Genomic DNA, 17,896 nt, shown 5'->3' on the forward strand with positions numbered 1-17,896 from the left:
CTAAGGCGTAGCGCCGGTCTGATGAGGCGTCCAGGTGTTGGTGCGGCCGACATATCCATGCTCACGACCCTTGCCTTTCGAACAGATGCAGGCTGTCTTGGTCTGCCACGATGTCGACCCGCGCGCCGGCATTGAGACCGGCCGGTTTGGTATCGACCGACGTCTGGACCTGGATGAGCGGACGGCCATCGGTCTCGGCGCGCACCAGATGCAGGTCGCAGGCTCCGGTAAAAACACTCGCTTCAAGCGTTCCGGGAATGACGTTCCTTCCGCCTTTGCCGCGTGCCGTCAGGCATAGCTTTTCCGGGCGCATGGCAAGCTTCAGCCGCGCGCCTGGACGGATCGTGCCGTTGACGCTGCTTGCCTGCAGCACGACGGTCTCGCCAAGCCTCACCGCATGAAAACCCTCATGAAGGCCAAGATAGATCCCCTCGGCAAAGCTCATTCGGCCGATGAAATCGGCAACGAATGCGGTTTGCGGCTGCCGGTAAAGCGTTGCAGGGCTTCCCACCTGGACAATCTCGCCGGCAGCCATGACGGCGACCCGATCCGACATGGTGAGCGCCTCCTCCTGATCGTGCGTGACATAGATCACCGTCGCCCCAAGGCGTTGCTGAAGCTGCTTGATCTCCAACTGCATGGCCTCTCGCAGCTTCTTGTCGAGCGCGCCGAGCGGCTCGTCCATGAGGAGCACCGGTGGCTCGAAGACGATGGCACGGGCAACCGCGACGCGCTGCTGCTGGCCGCCTGACAGTTGATGGGGATAGCGGCGAGCAAGGTCACCGAGCTGCACGAGTTCGAGCGTCTCGGCCACCTTGCGCTCCCGTTCGTTTCGCGGCAGGTGGCGCATCTTCAGCGGAAAGGCGATGTTTTCGGCAACAGTCATGTGCGGAAAAAGCGCGTAGCGCTGGAACACCATGCCTATGTCGCGCCGGTTAGGCGCGAGCTGCGTGACGTCCCGCCCGCCGATGACGATGCGCCCGGCGCTTGGCGTCTCAAAACCGGCTATCATGGTCAGAAGCGTCGTCTTTCCCGAGCCCGATGGCCCGAGGATCGAAACGAATTCGCCAGCTTCGACCTCAAGCGTCACGCTTCGGACCGCGGTATGGGCGCCATACTGCTTGCATGCGCCGTCGATGAGTATGGGGGCACCGATCAAGTTTTCTCCTCCTACTTGAGCCGTCCGTACGGTCTGAAGACATGGCTTTGCCGCTCCGGCGGCGGGTCTTTCCAAGCACGCGCGCCGCAATCTCCGCCTAGCGTTGCGAATGTTCACAATCTCGTTATGCTGTTACATTAAACCGTAATATTCCTGTAATATGTGTTTTGTTGCAACAAAAACGCGGCATGTCAATGCTGGGGGGGAGAAAAAATGGACGAAAGTACAACTGCGAGTGCTTCTGGTGCGGAAGGCCACCAGGGGCGGCTCAGCGATTATGTCTATGAATCGCTCAAGGATCAGCTCACCCGAGGCGCTTACAGCCCCGGCAAGAAGCTGCCGATCCGCACTGTCGCCGAGACATTGGGCGTCGGGTCTACTCCGGCGCGCGAAGCGATCAATCGACTGGTCTTCGAAGGCGCCTTGGTGATGTCGGGTCCGAAGACCGTCATCGTTCCCTATCTCGATCTTGCGGGGCTTTATGAGGTGACGCAGATGCGGCTTGCCCTCGAGGGGCTTGCGGCCGAAAAAGGTGCCGCCAGCGCAACCGACGAAACCGTCGAAACTCTTTTGAAATTACAGGAGAAAATCAGTCTTTCCCTCGACGAGAAGCGCTACAGGGATGCGCTACACGTCAATAAAGAGTTTCATTTTACCATCTATCGTCTTTGTGGCATGCCGCATCTTCTCTCGACGATCGAAGCTTTATGGCTGCGTGTCGGATCATCCTTCCACGATCTCTATCCGGAATTTGCCGAGCAGCGATACGGCGTCCACAACCACATGGTCGCCATCGAGGCGCTGGCCGAGGGTGAGGCGTCTTTCGTGCGAGCGGCCATGGAAAATGACATTCGCGACGGCTACAGGCGCCTCAAGAAGGCGGCCATGTCGCGCGTCGGACATCGCGCTGCGCCGTCCGGTTGATCTTTTTTGTTGCATCTCCTTCGCCATTGTGATTTTTGTTGTAACATAATTGCAATGTTCGGACGCACGGTGCGTCCCGGAGGAAGAAGATGCTTCATACACGTGACATTTCCGGGGACCGGCCGCTGTCGCGCGCCCGGTCCCATCATTTTTTCAACAGAGGGCGGAAAATCTTTCCCTCGGGCGTGACGCGGGTGACCGTCGAGCGTCAACCGGTGCCGCTCTACATTGCCCGCGGCGAAGGGGCTTATGTGCTCGACGTCGACGGCAACCGGTTCTTGGATCTCAACAACAATTTTACGACGTTGATCCACGGCCACGGTTTCCTGCCCGTCGCCGACGCCGTTGCCGACCTCCTTCACCGCGGAACCTGCTTTTCCAATCCGACGGAACACGAAATCGCCCTTGCCGAACTCCTCTCCGAGCGCATTCCGGCGATCGAACACGTTCGCTTCGTCAACAGCGGGACGGAAGCCGTAATGTTTGCGATCAAGGCGGCGCGTGCCTTTACGGGCCGGACCGGCATCGTCCGCGTCGAGGGCGCCTATCATGGCGCCTATGACTGGGCCGAGGCCGGTCAGTCGAGTTCACCGACACGTTGGGGGGACGGGTCGAGACCCGATGCGATTCCCGCCTATCGCGGGACGCCCCCGTCGGTCGCCGACGATGTTGCCGTCATTCGCTTCAATGATGTCGAGGGCGTCGAACGGCGAATGGCGGACGTTGGCGCAAGAACGGCCTGCGTCCTTATCGATCCCATGCCGAGCCGCGCGGGGCTGATCGAGCCGAAGGCGGATTTCCTGGAGGCGTTGCAGGCTGCCGCGCGCAAGCATGGCGTTCTCCTCGTCGCCGATGAAGTGCTCAATCTGCGGCAGTCCTATCGCGGCGCCTCGGCCCGCTATGGCCTTGAACCGGATCTGATTGCCTGCGGCAAGATCATCGGCGGCGGCTTTCCAGTAGGCGCTGTCGGTGGACGGGCAAACGTCATGAGCGTTTTCGCCAACGACAAGGGAAAGCCGCTCCTGCCGCAGGGCGGAACATTTTCGGCAAACCCCGTGTCGATGGTGGCCGGCCGTGTTGCGATGGAGGCGATGACCGAGGACGCCTTCGACGGTCTGGAGCGCCTTGGTGATCACGTCCGGTCCGGATTGCAGGACGCAATCGATCGCACCGGCGCGCCCTTCAGCGTCAGCGGTGCCGCCTCCTTGTTTCGCATCCATCCGAAGAAGCAGGTGCCCAGCGACTATCGAAGCGGCTATCCGACACAGGCCGAAAACGACATCAATACCGCGCTTTCCGATTGTTTCCTTCACCGCGGCATCCTGCTGCCGAACGGCGCCGCCGCCTGCCTGTCGACCGCAATGACGGCCTACGACGCCGATGCGGTCGTCACGACCTTCTCCGACTTCCTCTCGACCCCTGCCGCTCAAGAATTCGAGGCCTCCCGATGACACATTCCCCTGACATGTTGACAGTCGCGGAGCGTATTGCGCTCAGCTTGAAGCGGCACGACGTTTCAATGATCTTTGCCCAAAGCCTTCCGTCCGCCGTCATTCTCGCAGCCGAGGCGATCGGCATCCGGCAGGTTGCCTACCGGCAGGAAAACATGGGCGGCACGATGGCCGATGGCTATGCGCGGCGGTCGGGAAAGGTCGGGGTCGTCGCCGCCCAGAACGGTCCGGCGGCAACACTTCTCGTTCCGCCGCTCGCCGAAGCCCTGAAGGCCTCCGTGCCGATCGTTGCCCTCGTTCAGGACGTCGAACGGGATCAGGCGGATCGCAACGCGTTCCAGGAACTCGACCATCTGGCGCTCTTCCAGTCCTGCACAAAATGGGTGAGAAAGGTGATCGTTCCCGAACGCATCGACGACTATATCGACGCCGCGTTTACCGCCGCGGTATCGGGGCGGCCGGGGCCTGTCACCCTGCTGCTTCCCGCCGACCTCCTGCGCGCAAAGATCGAGGAGCCGGTGCTGCGCCGGTCGGTGAGCTTGGGACGATGGCCGCTTGACCGCAACCGTCCGGCGGACACAGATATCGCGCGGGCCGCGGCAATGATCGCCGCGGCACGGGCGCCCGTCGTCATCGCCGGCGGCGGCGTGCATGCGAGCCGCGCCGCTCCGTCGCTCGCAAAGCTCCAGGAGGAAGCATGCCTTCCCGTTCTCACGACCAATATGGGCAAGGGGGCCGTCGACGAACATCATCCATTATCGGCTGGTGTCCTGGGCGCGCTGGTCGGTCCGAATTCGCTCGGCCGCCATACGCTTGCCCTTGTCCAGGAGGCGGATGTCGTTCTCCTCATCGGAACGAGAACCAATCAGAACGGCACCGACAGTTGGCGTCAGATTAACCCAGCCTCGACCGTCATCCATATCGACGTCGACCCTTCGGAAATCGGACGCACCTATGAAGCCGTCAGGCTAGCAGGTGATGCGGCCGAGACCATTGACACGTTACGGGCAGCCCTTGCGACGCGCGATCTGTCGAAACGTCACGCCGCGCGTGCGGAACTGGTCGAACGCATCGCCAATTGCTGGGCGATGTTTGACGCCGAACGGCAACGCGTCAGTCATTCAGGTGCAACTCCGATCCGGCCGGAACGGATCATGCGCGAGCTGCAATCGCAATTGACAGCAGATACGACGGTCGTCGCAGACGCGAGCTACTCCTCAATGTGGGTTGCAGGACAGCTCCGGTCGCTTTCAGCCGGGATGCGGTTTTTGACGCCGCGCGGTCTTGCGGGCCTCGGTTGGGGATTGCCGCTTGCGCTGGGCGCAAAGCTTGCCGATCCGGACAAGCCTGTTGTCGTCTTCGTCGGCGACGGCGGTTTTGCCCACAGCTGGGCCGAGCTCGAGACAATGGTCCGAAGCAACATCCCTGTGCTGATCATCGTTCTCAACAACGGCATCCTGGGGTTTCAGCGCGATGCAGAGACCGTAAAGTTCGGACGCTTCACCAGCGCCTGCCATTTTGTCGATGTCGATCACAGCCAAATCGCTGCAGCGTGCGGATGCCCGGCCGTCCGTGTCAGCGTCGCCGACGGGCTTGCCGACCATATCCGCACGGGGCTATCCGGCAATAAACCCTTGATGATCGAGGTCTTGACCGATCCCGAGGCCCATCCGCCGCTGTCACTTTTTGCCGCAATGGACGAGGCGGCATGAGCACCGGCGGGACGGGGCGGGTTGCCGTCATCAGCGGCGGGACCACTGGCATCGGCCTTGCAACTGCCCGTCGGCTCCTGAGGGGCGGCTATCGCGTAGGCGTTTTCGGGCACAGCGCCGAGAGCGTCGAGCAAGCCGGCGCCAGTCTTGCCGAGAGCGTCGAAGCGGGTCGCGCTGTCGCCTCGCAGGTCGACCTTCGCAAGCCCGAAGCCATTCAGAGCTTCTTCAATGACATCCGTGCTCGCTTTGGTGCGCCGTCGGTCCTGGTCTGCTGCGCCGGGGTCTCACCGAAAGGCAACAATGGCCCGTCACTGGTAAGTACCATTCCGCTCGGGGAATGGGATGACGTGCTTTCCATCAATCTGACAGGTGCTATGCTGTGCTGCCAGTACGTTTTGCCCGATATGCAGAACAACCGGTTCGGGCGCATCATCTTCGTAGGATCGCTCGCTGGCCGGACGCGACCATTGATTGCCGGGCCGGCCTATGCGGTCTCGAAGGCAGCCCTTGCCGGATTGTCACGTTCGCTTGTAACCCAATACGGGCGCTTCGGTATCACCGCCAATGTTGTTGCGCCCGGCCGAATTCTGACCGGAATGACGGGTCCGGCTTCAAGCGATACCAATCGTGAGGCAATTACGCGAATTCCGGCCGGCCGCTTGGGGACAACCGACGAGGTCTCGGCCGCCATCGTGTTTCTCGCATCCGACGAGGCAGGCTTCGTCAATGGCGCGATACTCGACGTCAATGGCGGCGAGTTTACGCCAAGCTGAGAGGAGGGGCTGCGATGGAAAATCGGGTGCTGATCTGCACAGAGGATCCGGAGCTCTATCTTCTCTTAAACCACATCCTGTCCGTAGAGGGGTTTCCGAGCCAGCTCGCCGACAGTGACGCCGATGTCGAATGTTGTCTGCAGAAAGGCGGGCTGCTTGCCGTCATCTTCGATGGTGTTGCGTGGCGCGGCGATATCGTCGCCCTTTGCAGCCTGTCAAAACAGGCTGGACTTGCCGTCGGCGCGTTGATCGCCGGCCACATGCGAACCATGCATCTGCAGATGATCAAGGCCGGGCTTGATGACGGCATCATGCGACCGCTCGCCCCCGAACGCCTGCTTGCCTTTCTCCGGCACGCACGTCGTGCGGCCGGTAATCCGTCTGCCTTTGGTGAAGTCCCGCCGTCAGCTTTGCCCACCGATATATCGGTTTCGTCCGATTCACAGCACGTCACGATCAGTGGAAGGCATCTGGCATTAACCTCGATCGAAGGTCGAATCCTTGAGACACTCATTCGCCACGGCAACAGGACCTGCTCCCGGGGCGATTTGCTGACTGCCGTCTGGCGAGAGCCGCACGACGTTGGCACCCGCACTGTGGATGTCCATATCGCTCGCCTTCGAAAGGCTCTGTCCGCCTGTCATGACGTCCGGATCAAGACAGTCTATGGCGAAGGATATGCGCTTGTTTCAACGAGAAAGGGTGAGGAGTTACGCGTCGCGGCGAGGCGATAATGTCGTTATCAACCTTAAAAAGATCTAGGCAATCAATGGCTTACGTTGCTCGAGGCTCCCCTGCAAGATCACAGATGTAGTCGCCGTCGACGCCGGAGTTCGATCGTTCTAGTCTCTCACCGCCGTGTGCAACTTTGTGCCACTTTCCCCGAGAATTTAGGGATATGCCTCCGACTTCTTTATGGCAAGCTTGGTGTTTGGAGCGGTCGTCGAAGAATGGGAACCAGTGGCATGTCGACCAATACCGAAAGCTGGCGTGCACTCTCCAAAAGGGAAGTATTGATCACCGAAAAGCTTCTGTCCCGGGATTTTCCCGGACGCCATGAGCTGCGGATGCAATTGCTTTCGGCCCGTGACAGTCCGATTGATCGTCAGGGCAGTTTGCAGTTTCGCATCGTTGGTCCCGCTGCACCGGTTGAAACCCGCGTTCCAACCGAAGCGCATTATTTTGATGGACCCAACGAAGACGGCGGACCAGCTGTCCATCTGCTCATTCACGTTGTCGAAGGCAAGCTGCATGAACTCGAAGTCTAAGAAAGACGACGACACTGCAATCACCGTGCTTCCTGCCGATATTGACCTAACGAAACTGCATCTTTTTTAGTCTGCCAACTTTTGTGGTCCTGCCATCTTCATCACTCAAATCGTCACGGGAGGCGAGCACATTATGAAAATCGATCCAGTTTATGCGTTCGAGCTGATTGCCGGAAGCGACGAACTCCTCGGATATGAAGCGACCGAAGAGGATGCGCACAAAGCTGCCCTGGCGCATCTGCGCGAACTGCGGGTGAGGGATAGAGTGAAAATCAAGATCCCGACGACGATCTACAAGATTTGGCTGAACCCAATCGACACGTCGCTGCTTCTCGAAATCATGAATTTCCCGGACGAACGTGCGGATTGGCGGCTCGTAGAACGCAAGGAGCGCATTGCGGTCGTAACGGAATGATGGCGACGATCCCAGCATACTGCTTGTCGCGACACCTTACCGCTTGTTTGGGCGCGCCCCTGCAGGCACACGTTCTGCGCATGGCCGCTGAAGGCGCTCTCAGCGCCTATGAAGAGATCACCGGCGAGACCTGGAAGCCATATGAGCGCGCGGGGGCCAGGCACCTTCCGCTCGGTCGATCGATCAGAAGGCGGCTTCGCTACAGATGTCCGCCTTTGACTGACCGGAAGGGCAAAAGCCCCTTCTTCTTGGAAATAAGGCTGGTGGCGCAGCGCACCGGCCGTCTTTCGTGTCGTTGGTGGGGCCTTGCCCATCACGGTTCGAGATGGACGCGCAGTGGAACGTCGTCCCGCACTACCGTTTCGGCTTGCCCGCTACGGTCGAATTATCAACCAGCATGCCAGCAGGTGCGCCGCATCCGACCTCCGCTTCCTCGACTGCCATGACGAACCGCGACGGGCGCGGTTCGCAGGAATGGGCAAGAGGATGGAGAAGGCAATAAAGAACACCGCAGCGCGTGGACATACGCAGTCGTTACCGACAAAATCGTAGCCGCGCTCGACGATGGCGTGCGGCCCTCGGTACAGCCATGGAGTACGACGCATCTGAGTGTGTATTGCGGCTCTTGCGACCATAACGGCCCTCGTCGTGGTCCGGCTCGACCGTTTGGCGCGCTCGGTCAGCCATCTGCTCGACGCGATGAGCAACTTACGGAAAAGGGTGCGCATTCTCGGTCCCTGGGATGTTTTCGCTGCAAGTGCTCGGCGAGGCCGTTGCCCAGCTCGAGCTGGCATAATCCGTCCAATTTTTCGCCGGTCGAGTTTGCCTTCGGTTGCTGGGCCGACGCGCGCATTGAAACTGCTATTTGGCGAGCGCCAAAGGGCTAGCACACCAAATGCGAGTTTGACGTTTAGTTAAACAGACAAGACTAAAATTCATAAAATGCTTACCAAAAGCCAAGTCTGGTGACCTGGCCTGTCATCGTTCTAAAGGAGTGAGAATAAATGCGCAGGCCTACCGTCCGAACTTCCCTGAGCGTCATCAATCTGACGTTTGCGTCCATTTTTCTCGCCTTCGCCTTATTCTCGCTGAGTAGCGTGCGAGCGGTAAATGAAGACACCACTGCCATCGCCAAGAACTGGCTGCCGAGCGTTTCCGTAGTCCGGAATATGCAACTCAAACTCCAGGAAATGAAGTTTGCGTATGCCAATCATATTATGTCCATCAGCGATGAGGCGATCGCAGCCGCGGAAAAGCACGTTACCGAGCAGAGGGAGGAACTGGCAAAAGCGATCGAAGCCTATAGTGCACTGATATCGTCGCCTCGCGAGAAGGAATTGCTGGAGCAGATCGGAAAACGCGCCGCCGACTATGCCAGTGCGGCCGCGCCGATGCTCGAGAAATCCCGAAAGAACGATAACGACGCAGCCAAGAGCATTTTCTACAAGGATATGGAGCCCATTGTCCAGGAAGCCGAAAAGGATGCGAGCCAGCTGCTCGACATCAACGTGAGGGGTTCGGATGCCTCATATGAGAGCAGCAGGCTGACCTATGCGACGATCCTTTGGAGCACCTGGGCGCTCATCGCCCTTGTCCTGGCGCTCGTCGCCGGAGCCATTGCCTACGTTGCCGTGCAAATCTCCCGTCCAATCAAGGCGATTACGAGTTCGATGACGGGGCTTGCAGCAGGCGATACGGCCTCGGCCATTCCTTATGCGAGCCGAACGGACGAAATCGGCTCGATGGCCGGAGCAGTCGAAGTTTTCAGGCAGACGGCACTCGATAAGATCAAAGCTGACCAGGAAATCGAGGCAAACCGAGCCCTTTCAGAAAGTGAGCGCCAGCGGCGGGAGGAAATCGACCGGGCGCGCGCGGCAGCGATGGCCAAGGCGACGAATGGATTGGCTGCAAATTTGAAGATGCTGGCCGACGGCGATCTCACAATCCGGATCAGCGAGACGTTCGATCCTGATTTCGAGGCGCTAAGAAGCGACTTCAACAGCGCGGTTGCCCAACTCTGTCGCACTCTGAGCAAAGTGGCCGGGTCGACAGGAGGCATCGACAGCGGATCGAACGAGATCGCCAACAGTGCGCATGACCTCGCAAGACGCACCGAACAGCAGGCGGCCGCCCTGGAGCAAACGGCCGCCGCGCTGGACGAAATCACGGCAAACGTCGCCTCATCTTCGAGACGCGCCGAGGAAGCTCGGAAGGTTGCAGCCGAGGCCAACGCCAGCGCAGCGACGTCGGGCCAGATTGTCACCCAGGCAGTCGACGCGATGAGCCGGATCGAGCAATCTTCCAACGAGATATCGAACATTATCGGTGTCATTGACGAAATCGCCTTTCAGACCAATCTGCTCGCGTTGAACGCAGGTGTTGAGGCTGCACGCGCGGGCGAAGCTGGCAAGGGTTTCGCGGTCGTGGCCCAGGAGGTACGCGAACTGGCGCAGCGTTCCGCCAAGGCGGCGAAAGAAATCAAGGCGCTTATTCAAACGTCGAGCGGTGAGGTGGCGACAGGTGTGGAACTCGTCTCGAAAACCGGCGGTGCCCTGAAGCAGATTGGGGAACTCGTGGTGGTGATCAACCGACACGTCGACGCGATTGCTGTATCGTCGCGCGAGCAGTCAGTGGGTCTCGCGGAGATAAACACGGCAGTTAACAGCCTCGATCAAACGACCCAGCAGAATGCCGCTATGGTCGAGGAAGCGAGTGCCGCTTCCGCATCCCTGGCCAACGAGAGCGCCACGCTACGCGAATTGATTGGTCAGTTCAACGTTGGGAGTGCAACGCGACAACAAGCCTATCCGTTCCGCGAGACCGCGTAGTTGCCATGAACCACCGTCGCATCCCGTTAAGACCCGGTTCTGATGCCGTTTCTCGCCCGCCGCGCGTTCAAGTTGGCTATCCGAACGGCGCGAGGGGAAGGCTACTCCCTGGTCGGAAGCGCGTCGTAGTTTCTTATCGAGGCGGACAGTTGGATCTTCGATATCACAGACGCATGGTCGGCAGACGTGCTGGGCAATGCTGCGGATATGTTTTAGCGCGTCGGGAATTTTGGCCCCCGCGAGACGCCACTTGAATTTTCCATTGCTTGGCGGGCGGCATTGAAATTGCCGTTCGAATTGTGTCGAGGACATCATGATACTTCTGAATTGCTTGCTCATGAGACTGGCTCGCTCGATTGATATGGCGAAAACTTTGCAAAGCAGGGGCCCGCGCGGATTGCAGCCTGGAATTGCCTGAGCATTGTCGTCGAGGAAGGCAGCGCGGCGGCAGACAGCCAATTAGACATTAACGCTCTGAATGGGCAGTGTGATGCCGCAAACCGGATTTTTGCCTTTGCCTTGCATTCAGAAGCGTCTATTTATGTCGCCGCAAGTTGCGATTGCCGCACCAGGGTGCGGCAGGATTAATGATCAAAGGAAGACGCTATGGCGACGGGTACCGTGAAGTGGTTCAATGCAACAAAAGGGTTTGGCTTCATCCAGCCCGATGACGGCAGCGGCGATGTCTTCGTACACATTTCCGCGGTCGAGCGGGCCGGCATGCGTGGCCTCAACGACGGCCAGAAGATTACCTATGAGCTGGTCAAGGATCGCAAGTCCGGCAAGATGTCGGCGGACAACCTGCAGGCCTGACGCCGATTGATCCGACAGTACGAAGGCCGGGCTCGCCCGGCCTTTTCCGCTTGCAGACGTTTCGGATATCGAAGCAGCTCTGTTACCGCGCGTTTGGGCGGCAACCTCAAACGCAGGCGCGATTTTCGACCTTGTTAAGCGCCTGACGCGGGGCGCCCCGGGGACGGAGTTCTTGTCGGCTCGCTCTGTGCGCACTCGCTCTTCATCGAAGGATCTTCACGCACGGATCGTGGGAGACCTGCCCACCAAGCCGAGATGGATGGCGCTCGTTAGGTCCGCCGATCCCGTCTGAGAAGGGCGGCGCGGATCTGTTCAGTCTTGCTTGGCGGAGCGGCCGGCTCGATACTAGAGGCGCTATTCTCGTCATTGCTTCGTTTCAGGCTGAGAAAGCGTCGCTGCGCAACAAGTCGGTCTTCGGTTGAAAGTGGTTCCACGGGATTGCCATCGATGTCATGGCGCATCGAGCAAGGTTGGGCGCTCGCGAAATAGTACCGTTTTGAGTGGACAAAGGAGCCAACGGCTCGGCGCAATGCCGTCGCTTTGACATCAGGCTTTGCCAGCGCGCGGATATCGTTGAAGAGGCCGAGCGCGAAGGGACGGATCGGATCGCCTGGCTTATTGGGGAGAATGCCGATCGGACGGATCAGCAGTACGCTGATTGCCCCTGCCTTTTGAACATCGAACTCTGTTGCTGCGATCGGTCCGTGGCTGGCGGTCCAGGGTTTGTCCATGAGCTCCTTACCTTGCGCTTCCTTTCACTACGGATCGATTGTGAAGAGACGTTGACAGCAGGTCTGTTTCTAGATTTCCGTTGGCGGCGCTTTATCTAAACGTACACGAGCATTTCGCAATAGCCCTGGCGCCCCTTAAGCGGCCGCCCCGCCCTTAAGGTGGGAAGGAGATGAAGATGAAGATGAAGAAGACGGGGAGCAAGCCATGTGCCGAAACATAAGAACGCTGTTCAATTTCGATCCGCCGGCGACGGACGAGGAAATTCATGACGCTGCGCTGCAGTTCGTGCGAAAGCTGAGCGGAACGACCAAACCGGCGAAACGCAATGAAGCGGCGTTCGACCGCGCGGTCGGTTCGATCGCGGCATGTGCCCGCGAACTGCTCGATTCGCTCGAAACTTCGCAACAGCCGCGCAACCGTGAGGAAGAAGCCGCAAAAGCCCGCGCGAGAACGCTGACCCGGTTCGCGTGATTGTGCCGACGGTCGGCGCCACCGCGAGCTGGGTTCGGCCTTCCGGGTGGGGGAGAGGCAGGCCTCACAAGAGCGGTCCGGCCCGCATGACACGTCGACTTCCGCCTAAAAGGTGAGGAGGCACCCTCGGGGCCTCCCGCGGACAGCTTGCCGGGCGCAGTCGGTGAAAAATTCCAGTTCCAAATGGCCTAATTTGACGGGGGCACGTCACCGCACCGATCGCCAAGGCATACAGAATCGCTAACCTGGACGATGCCCCGGCGTCCTATCATCGGCGTCCTCGCATCACCGAAGGACAGCGGCATGTCAAACGTCTGCGGCCTTCCTAGGGCAAATCGCCCTGCGTACTGAATCCGGTTGCTGGCTGTCGTGCAATAAAAATATCCATTGATCGCCGCGGCCGGCGCGGCAGCTTTGCGACGGTTTTGCACAAAACTGGACAGCTTGATCTGCCCAACCGCGCCTTTGAGCTGAAGTCGGTGCGTGGAATCGACTCCAAGGCGTGGGTTGGCTGGAAAGATCCACCGCATCACACGACGCCGAATCATCGACATCCGCATGGTCATGGGCACGACCGAGCGCTGACGAGGTCACCGCGACGTTCTTACCGGCACGATCTTGCGAGGTCGTTCTTCGAGCCATCGGATTTGGCAGGGTGTTTGGCCCAGCCGTCGAACAATCCTTGCGGTGCTGCGACCATCGCGTCCTGCCCCGGCTTTAGGTCCTGCCGGGCCCGCGCCGCCCCGCAACGGCTTTGCCGTCCTCCTCTTCCGTTCCGGCCCTATCGGGTGCTGGCCTGCGCTTAAAGCCCGGCATTCGGACCGCCGTAGCAGGTCGCGATGGTCGCGGCCTCAAAACGGAGGTTCCGACATGAGCAGGCAACAAACTCACCAACGATCCGACATCTACAGCCGCATCACCGACAAGATCATCGCCGAGCTCGAACAGGGGGTGCGGCCCTGGATTAAGCCCTGGAGCTCAGCACATGCGAACGACCGGATCACCCGGCCTTTACGCCACAACGGCCAACCCTATTCGGGCATCAACGTCCTGCTTCTGTGGTCAGAGGCGATCGCCCGCGGCTTCACCTCGCCGACCTGGATGACGTTTCGCCAGGCCCGCGAACTGGGAGCTGCGGTCCGCAAGGGCGAGACCGGCACGTTGATCGTCTTCGCCAGTTCCTTCATCCTTACCGAAACCAACGACATGGGCGAAGACATCGAGCGCAATATCCCGTTTCTCAAGCCGTACACGGTCTTCAATGTCGATCAGATTGCCGGACTGGATGCGGGCTTCCATCAGGTCACATCGGTTCAGGATCCAATTGTCCGTATCGGACATGCCGATCGCTTCTTTGCAAACACCGGCGCACTGATCCGGCACGGCGGATCGGCGGCATACTATGCCCCAGCCCGTGATTACATCCAGATGCCGGCCTTCGAAGCCTTCCGCGACGCTGCGTCCTATGTTGCGATCCTCAGTCACGAACTGACCCACTGGACGGCGGCACCGCATCGACTCGATCGCGATCTCAGCCGCTATGCCGGGGATCAAAGCGAACGCGCCCGCGAGGAACTGATCGCCGAGCTCGGCAGTTGCTTCCTTTGCGCTGATCTCGGCATCGTTCCCGAACTCGAGCCGCGGCCCGATCATGCGAGCTATCTTGACTCCTGGCGCAAGGTTCTCGCCAGCGACAAGCGTGCAATTTTTGTCGCGGCCGGTCATGCGCAGCGCGCTGTCAGCTACCTGCACCACTTGCAACCAGATCAGATAGACGAAGGGGCGGCGGTGTAAGCCGCCTTCCACTCCGTCCGACGACCGATGCTTGCCGCGCGCAAAGTGCGCGGCGGCGCTCCGACGATCGTCGACGCCGAAGACCTGCAGAGGCCTGAGCTCGGCAAAAACGCAATTGCATGAAACCTGTGGATGCACATCCGCCAGGCGCTACGTCCAGCCCTGGCTGCCCATCGCCGACGGATCGACCGCACCCGATGATGACGCGGGGATATCCTCGCCTTGCGGTGGGCCGGAGCCGTATCGGCTTTGCCCGTCGCCATGATCAGATGAGCTGGTTTCCGCAGATTGCGGCCGGGCCCTCAAGGCAGGATCGCAGGAGGTTGAGATTGCCGATTGACGAGAGGGTCTCGAACTTTCGCCGCGAGGTTTTTTCATCCCGGCCACGACTTGGCCGCTGGACGACCACAACAAGCGGCAGCATCAGCAAAGGCCTCGACCGAAAAGACGGACACGCTCCCTGGTGTACCGAAAACGCCGCCCTGAATGACGTTGCCTGCGCAGGCTGTTGAACGACGATGCGCCGGCCCGCTCCCCTCCCCTCCTCTTGTACATGCGCGCACCGACGCAGACCTCGATGAGGCTGGTGTGACCGACGGACGACTAGAGTCTCGATCAGCCGACCGCAACGGGCGTCTCCGGCTTTTTTCCGCCACCTTCGGCTTTGCATCGCGAAACAAAAAAGCCAGGCCCGCCCGCCTTCCACTGCGTTCCAGCCCTTGCCACCCCGATGCGCAGGCGCAACGGGGCCCCGCAGGGTGCGTTGCCGATCGCCCCCGGTCCTTCCACCGACATCGAGGCCGCGATGGGCGCGGCTCGAGCAACCGAAAGGAACCAGATCATGGCAGTCATCGGCGAATTCACCACCAACGGCAACGTCATCCAGGGCAACGTCCGCACTCTGACGGTTAACATGAAGGTCCGCCTGCACTCAATCGAGCGCGTCTCGCGCGACGCCCCGGACTTCCGAGCCGTATCCAACGGCGCCGAAGTCGGAGCCGGCTGGAAGGCGGTCTCGGGCAGTGGCGAGCCCTATATCTCGCTCAAGCTCGACGACCCGAGCTTCAACGCTCCGATCAGCGCAGCACTGTGGCCGGCAGAAGCAGACGGCGACTATGTCCTCGTCTGGTCTCGCCTGAACCGTGAATCAGCCTGATCCAGCACCGAAGGCCCTGCCGAAAGGCCGGGCCTTCCCCGCATGGTGAAGCCGAAAGCAGGCATCGAGCCCGCTTCCGGCTTTTCGGGTGCCACAGGGGAACTGAAATGTCTGCTCAGTCCGTTCAAGCGTGCCATGGCGGAAGTATCGTGCGTGGATGACCGAGGCTGGATTGCGGGATATCTCTAGGTCGCGCCTGACGGACGGCTCCACGTTGTTTCGTGCGCGCCTCACGGGCTGATCGTGGCTGAATGGTTGGTTTCGGACGCAAGGCTCTCCGAGGCGCGAAGCTAACTTTACCACACCAAACGCGCTGGTCAGCTTTCAAGCCCGTCCAACTTGAAAGCTGACTTATCCGTTTGCGGCTCCTTCAATCACTGCACCCATGCGTTCCCCTCCCGGCCAATGTCGGCCGAAGGAGAACTGAAATGGGTATTGCACAATACGATCCTACGAGTCGACCACACCGATCATCTGAGTACTCGTCAGTATGCTCGATTGGTGGACGAATGGGTAACTGCAATTGGGCTACGGAGAGAAGACTACGGCACGCATTCGCTTCGGCGCACCAAGGCCGCAATGATCTACAAGGCGACAGGCAATCTTCGCGCGATCCAAATCCTGTTGGGCCACACCAAGATCGAAAATACGGTCAGGTATCTGGGAGTGAATATTGAGGATGCGCTGGAATTAGCGGAGCATACGGAGATATGAGAGCGGGCGGCCCCCCGTCCATGCGGGGCCCCCCCGTGTCGAGCGACCTCTCAATTCTGAAGTCCGCAATCGAGCGGCGTTGTTCCTTCGTTTCGGCCGTTCCGGGTGACAATTCCGATGCTCAAAGCGGACGTATGGTGCCAGGAAGAGACACTCGTTACTCTCCTTGCGGGCACGGCTCTTAAACGGCTTGCTTGACGAGGATGCAGACGGGACTTCCGATGCGGCCACCTGATCGTTTTCCGCCAGCATTCCACTGGCGTGATCAATACGGAACGTAACATAGCAACTGGATTGTGCCCGATCCGAGGCAGGATTACACTGCCACTCGTATCCCGTCTTGTTCGGAACGACGGCGTCTGCGACCGGCAGTGGAGAAAGCCGGGAAGGAGGGGGAATGGACAAGGCAGCTCCCGCGGCCCAGTTTGTGCCCGTTCCTCCCGCCCTGGCCGCGCAGCTCGCCCGCGCCGCGGCCGCGGCGGCCGGGGCGATCGGCCTTGCCGTCCTGCTCGGCTGGGCGCTCGACCTCAGCGTGCTGACGACGGCCGGGATCGGCCGCGCCATGCAGCCCTGGACCGCGGTGGGCTTGGTCCTCGGCGCCCTCACACTCTGGCTCGCCGCCTCTCCCGAGCGCGGGACCCAGGTGGCCTTGGCCGTATTGACACTTGCGCTGGTCGCGATTGCGGGCGCGCCGCTCATCCAATATGTCACGGGCCTCGATCTCGGCACCGACCGTCTGCTGTTCCCGGAGTCCGTTGTCGCGTCGCAGACACGCCGTTTCACCCCACCCGGACGCATGACGCCGCTCACGGCGCTGGGCCACCTGACGATAGCCGCGGCGATGCTGCTCGCGCTGCGTGCGCGGGGGCGAGTGGGGCGCCTCGCCTTCTCCATGCTGGCCACGGCAGGGCTGATGACGGCCGGGGTTACACTGCTCGGCTATGCCCTGGGCCTGGAGCCGCTCAACGCCCTACTCATGAAGCATGTCCCGCCCTTGCACACGGGGATCGCCCTTGGCCTGCTGGCGGTCGGGGCGCTCGCCCTTCGCCCCGAGGTGGGCTGGGTGTCCAGCGTGGCTAAGCTTGGCCGCGCCGGTTGGGTCGCGGCCGGGCTGCTCGGCGCCGCCGTTCTGCTGATGGCCTATGGCGCCCAGGCCACCCTGCGAGCCGGCACCGCGGCCCAGGACGCCGTGGGAGCGGCCCTGCGGCTGGAGGTGCTGCTCTCCACCCTCAAGGATGCCGAGACGGGCCAACGTGGTTACCTCCTGACCGGCAACGAAGACTACCTCCAGCCCTACCGGGCCGCGCTTGCCCGTCTGCCGGACGAGTTGGCCACCACCGACGTGGAACTGCCCGAGGGGCAGTCGGCCAGCCTGGTGCACCTCCAGACGCTCGCCGACGCGAAGCTGGCGAATATGGCGGAGACCATCGCCCTTCGCCGCTCAGGCGACGCGGCAGGGGCGCTGGCGGTGGCGGAAACGGGCCGCGGCAGGGCCATCATGGACGAAATCCGTGCCACGGCCGGCGCGTTGAGCGGTGCGATAGCCGCCGAGGCGGCCGCGGCCCGGGCGGAGGAACTGCGCGCCGCAATGCTCGCCGGCGTGGGTGGCCTCGGGCTCGTCGGGCTGGCCTTCTGGGCCATGGCTGCCGCGGCGGAGGCGCGCCGGGCGGCGGAGGTCGTGGCCCG

At 60.9% G+C, this 17,896-nt stretch carries 15 protein-coding genes and 3 pseudogenes; 16 read left to right on the forward strand and 2 right to left on the reverse strand.

Annotated elements, in window-relative coordinates; translation table 11 throughout:
* Positions 1 to 61: 61 nt before the first annotated feature.
* Positions 62 to 1,159, reverse strand: a complete 1,098-nt coding sequence (locus ISN39_RS21465) for an ABC transporter ATP-binding protein (RefSeq protein ID WP_194730351.1) — start codon at positions 1,157 to 1,159, stop codon at positions 62 to 64.
* 213 nt (positions 1,160 to 1,372) lie between these two features.
* Between ISN39_RS21465 and ISN39_RS21470 the strand changes: the two genes are divergently transcribed.
* The 11 genes and pseudogenes from ISN39_RS21470 (at position 1,373) to ISN39_RS21510 (ending at position 11,343) form a co-directional block, all read left to right on the forward strand.
* Complete coding sequence (locus ISN39_RS21470) at positions 1,373 to 2,083, forward strand: GntR family transcriptional regulator (RefSeq protein ID WP_194730352.1); 711 nt, start codon at positions 1,373 to 1,375, stop codon at positions 2,081 to 2,083.
* 89 nt (positions 2,084 to 2,172) lie between these two features.
* Entirely contained in the window at positions 2,173 to 3,534 is a 1,362-nt protein-coding gene (locus ISN39_RS21475; protein WP_194730353.1) for an aspartate aminotransferase family protein, read from the forward strand.
* Positions 3,531 to 5,246, forward strand: a complete 1,716-nt coding sequence (locus ISN39_RS21480; protein WP_194730354.1) for an acetolactate synthase catalytic subunit — start codon at positions 3,531 to 3,533, stop codon at positions 5,244 to 5,246. Before ISN39_RS21475 ends, ISN39_RS21480 begins: the two co-directional genes overlap by 4 nt.
* On the forward strand, positions 5,243 to 6,019 hold the full coding sequence (gene fabG, locus ISN39_RS21485) for a 3-oxoacyl-ACP reductase FabG (protein ID WP_194730355.1): 777 nt from the start codon (positions 5,243 to 5,245) through the stop codon (positions 6,017 to 6,019). The genes ISN39_RS21480 and fabG overlap by 4 nt, the downstream gene beginning before the upstream one ends.
* A 14-nt stretch (positions 6,020 to 6,033) precedes the next feature.
* Positions 6,034 to 6,753: a response regulator transcription factor gene (locus tag ISN39_RS21490; RefSeq protein WP_194730356.1), complete on the forward strand. Its 720-nt coding sequence runs from the start codon at positions 6,034 to 6,036 to the stop codon at positions 6,751 to 6,753.
* 231 nt (positions 6,754 to 6,984) lie between these two features.
* Positions 6,985 to 7,287, forward strand: a complete 303-nt coding sequence (locus ISN39_RS21495) for a hypothetical protein (protein WP_246763372.1) — start codon at positions 6,985 to 6,987, stop codon at positions 7,285 to 7,287.
* A 133-nt stretch (positions 7,288 to 7,420) separates the two neighbouring features.
* On the forward strand, positions 7,421 to 7,702 hold the full coding sequence (locus tag ISN39_RS21500; protein WP_194730357.1) for a hypothetical protein: 282 nt from the start codon (positions 7,421 to 7,423) through the stop codon (positions 7,700 to 7,702).
* Positions 7,703 to 7,743: 41 nt separating this feature from the next.
* Positions 7,744 to 7,925: pseudogene (locus tag ISN39_RS36520) on the forward strand (hypothetical protein); the annotation flags it as partial.
* 419 nt (positions 7,926 to 8,344) lie between these two features.
* Positions 8,345 to 8,495, forward strand: a pseudogene (locus tag ISN39_RS36525) (recombinase family protein); the annotation flags it as partial.
* Positions 8,496 to 8,706: 211 nt separating this feature from the next.
* Positions 8,707 to 10,530 (forward strand): HAMP domain-containing methyl-accepting chemotaxis protein, encoded by a 1,824-nt coding sequence (locus ISN39_RS21505; RefSeq protein WP_194730358.1) that lies wholly within the window; start codon positions 8,707 to 8,709, stop codon positions 10,528 to 10,530.
* Between the two features lie 606 nt (positions 10,531 to 11,136).
* On the forward strand, positions 11,137 to 11,343 hold the full coding sequence (locus ISN39_RS21510; RefSeq protein WP_194730359.1) for a cold-shock protein: 207 nt from the start codon (positions 11,137 to 11,139) through the stop codon (positions 11,341 to 11,343).
* 269 nt (positions 11,344 to 11,612) lie between these two features.
* On the opposite strand, the gene ISN39_RS21515 is transcribed toward ISN39_RS21510, so the two are convergent.
* The gene (locus ISN39_RS21515) at positions 11,613 to 12,074 is read right to left on the reverse strand and encodes a ProQ/FINO family protein (protein ID WP_194730360.1); all 462 of its coding nucleotides are present in this window, start codon (positions 12,072 to 12,074) and stop codon (positions 11,613 to 11,615) included.
* Positions 12,075 to 12,279: 205 nt separating this feature from the next.
* On the opposite strand from ISN39_RS21515, the gene ISN39_RS21520 reads away from it, so the two are divergent.
* From ISN39_RS21520 to ISN39_RS36530, 5 genes and pseudogenes are all read left to right on the forward strand, one after another.
* Positions 12,280 to 12,546, forward strand: coding sequence for a DUF2277 domain-containing protein (locus ISN39_RS21520; protein WP_194730361.1), 267 nt, complete (start codon positions 12,280 to 12,282; stop codon positions 12,544 to 12,546).
* A gap of 870 nt (positions 12,547 to 13,416) precedes the next feature.
* Complete coding sequence (locus ISN39_RS21525; protein ID WP_194730362.1) at positions 13,417 to 14,340, forward strand: zincin-like metallopeptidase domain-containing protein; 924 nt, start codon at positions 13,417 to 13,419, stop codon at positions 14,338 to 14,340.
* Positions 14,341 to 15,181: 841 nt separating this feature from the next.
* Positions 15,182 to 15,496, forward strand: coding sequence for a DUF736 domain-containing protein (locus tag ISN39_RS21530; protein ID WP_194730363.1), 315 nt, complete (start codon positions 15,182 to 15,184; stop codon positions 15,494 to 15,496).
* 405 nt (positions 15,497 to 15,901) lie between these two features.
* Complete coding sequence (locus ISN39_RS21535) at positions 15,902 to 16,210, forward strand: tyrosine-type recombinase/integrase (RefSeq protein ID WP_281438332.1); 309 nt, start codon at positions 15,902 to 15,904, stop codon at positions 16,208 to 16,210.
* A 1,135-nt stretch (positions 16,211 to 17,345) separates the two neighbouring features.
* A pseudogene (locus ISN39_RS36530) lies at positions 17,346 to 17,765 on the forward strand (CHASE3 domain-containing protein); the annotation flags it as partial.
* Positions 17,766 to 17,896: the final 131 nt, after the last annotated feature.

The organism is Rhizobium sp. 007, from assembly GCF_015353075.1.
Taxonomy (GTDB): domain Bacteria; phylum Pseudomonadota; class Alphaproteobacteria; order Rhizobiales; family Rhizobiaceae; genus Rhizobium.

Bases quoted from the DNA above. Each gene is read 5' to 3' on its own strand.
- ISN39_RS21470 (WP_194730352.1), top strand. From the start codon at position 1,373: ATGGACGAAAGTACAACTGCGAGTGCTTCTGGTGCGGAAGGCCACCAG.
- ISN39_RS21475 (WP_194730353.1), top strand. From the start codon at position 2,173: ATGCTTCATACACGTGACATTTCCGGGGACCGGCCGCTGTCGCGCGCC.
- ISN39_RS21480 (WP_194730354.1), top strand. From the start codon at position 3,531: ATGACACATTCCCCTGACATGTTGACAGTCGCGGAGCGTATTGCGCTC.
- fabG (WP_194730355.1), top strand. From the start codon at position 5,243: ATGAGCACCGGCGGGACGGGGCGGGTTGCCGTCATCAGCGGCGGGACC.
- ISN39_RS21490 (WP_194730356.1), top strand. From the start codon at position 6,034: ATGGAAAATCGGGTGCTGATCTGCACAGAGGATCCGGAGCTCTATCTT.
- ISN39_RS21495 (WP_246763372.1), top strand. From the start codon at position 6,985: ATGTCGACCAATACCGAAAGCTGGCGTGCACTCTCCAAAAGGGAAGTA.
- ISN39_RS21500 (WP_194730357.1), top strand. From the start codon at position 7,421: ATGAAAATCGATCCAGTTTATGCGTTCGAGCTGATTGCCGGAAGCGAC.
- ISN39_RS21505 (WP_194730358.1), top strand. From the start codon at position 8,707: ATGCGCAGGCCTACCGTCCGAACTTCCCTGAGCGTCATCAATCTGACG.
- ISN39_RS21510 (WP_194730359.1), top strand. From the start codon at position 11,137: ATGGCGACGGGTACCGTGAAGTGGTTCAATGCAACAAAAGGGTTTGGC.
- ISN39_RS21515 (WP_194730360.1), bottom strand. From the start codon at position 12,074: ATGGACAAACCCTGGACCGCCAGCCACGGACCGATCGCAGCAACAGAG.
- ISN39_RS21520 (WP_194730361.1), top strand. From the start codon at position 12,280: ATGTGCCGAAACATAAGAACGCTGTTCAATTTCGATCCGCCGGCGACG.
- ISN39_RS21525 (WP_194730362.1), top strand. From the start codon at position 13,417: ATGAGCAGGCAACAAACTCACCAACGATCCGACATCTACAGCCGCATC.
- ISN39_RS21530 (WP_194730363.1), top strand. From the start codon at position 15,182: ATGGCAGTCATCGGCGAATTCACCACCAACGGCAACGTCATCCAGGGC.
- ISN39_RS21535 (WP_281438332.1), top strand. From the start codon at position 15,902: ATGTCGGCCGAAGGAGAACTGAAATGGGTATTGCACAATACGATCCTA.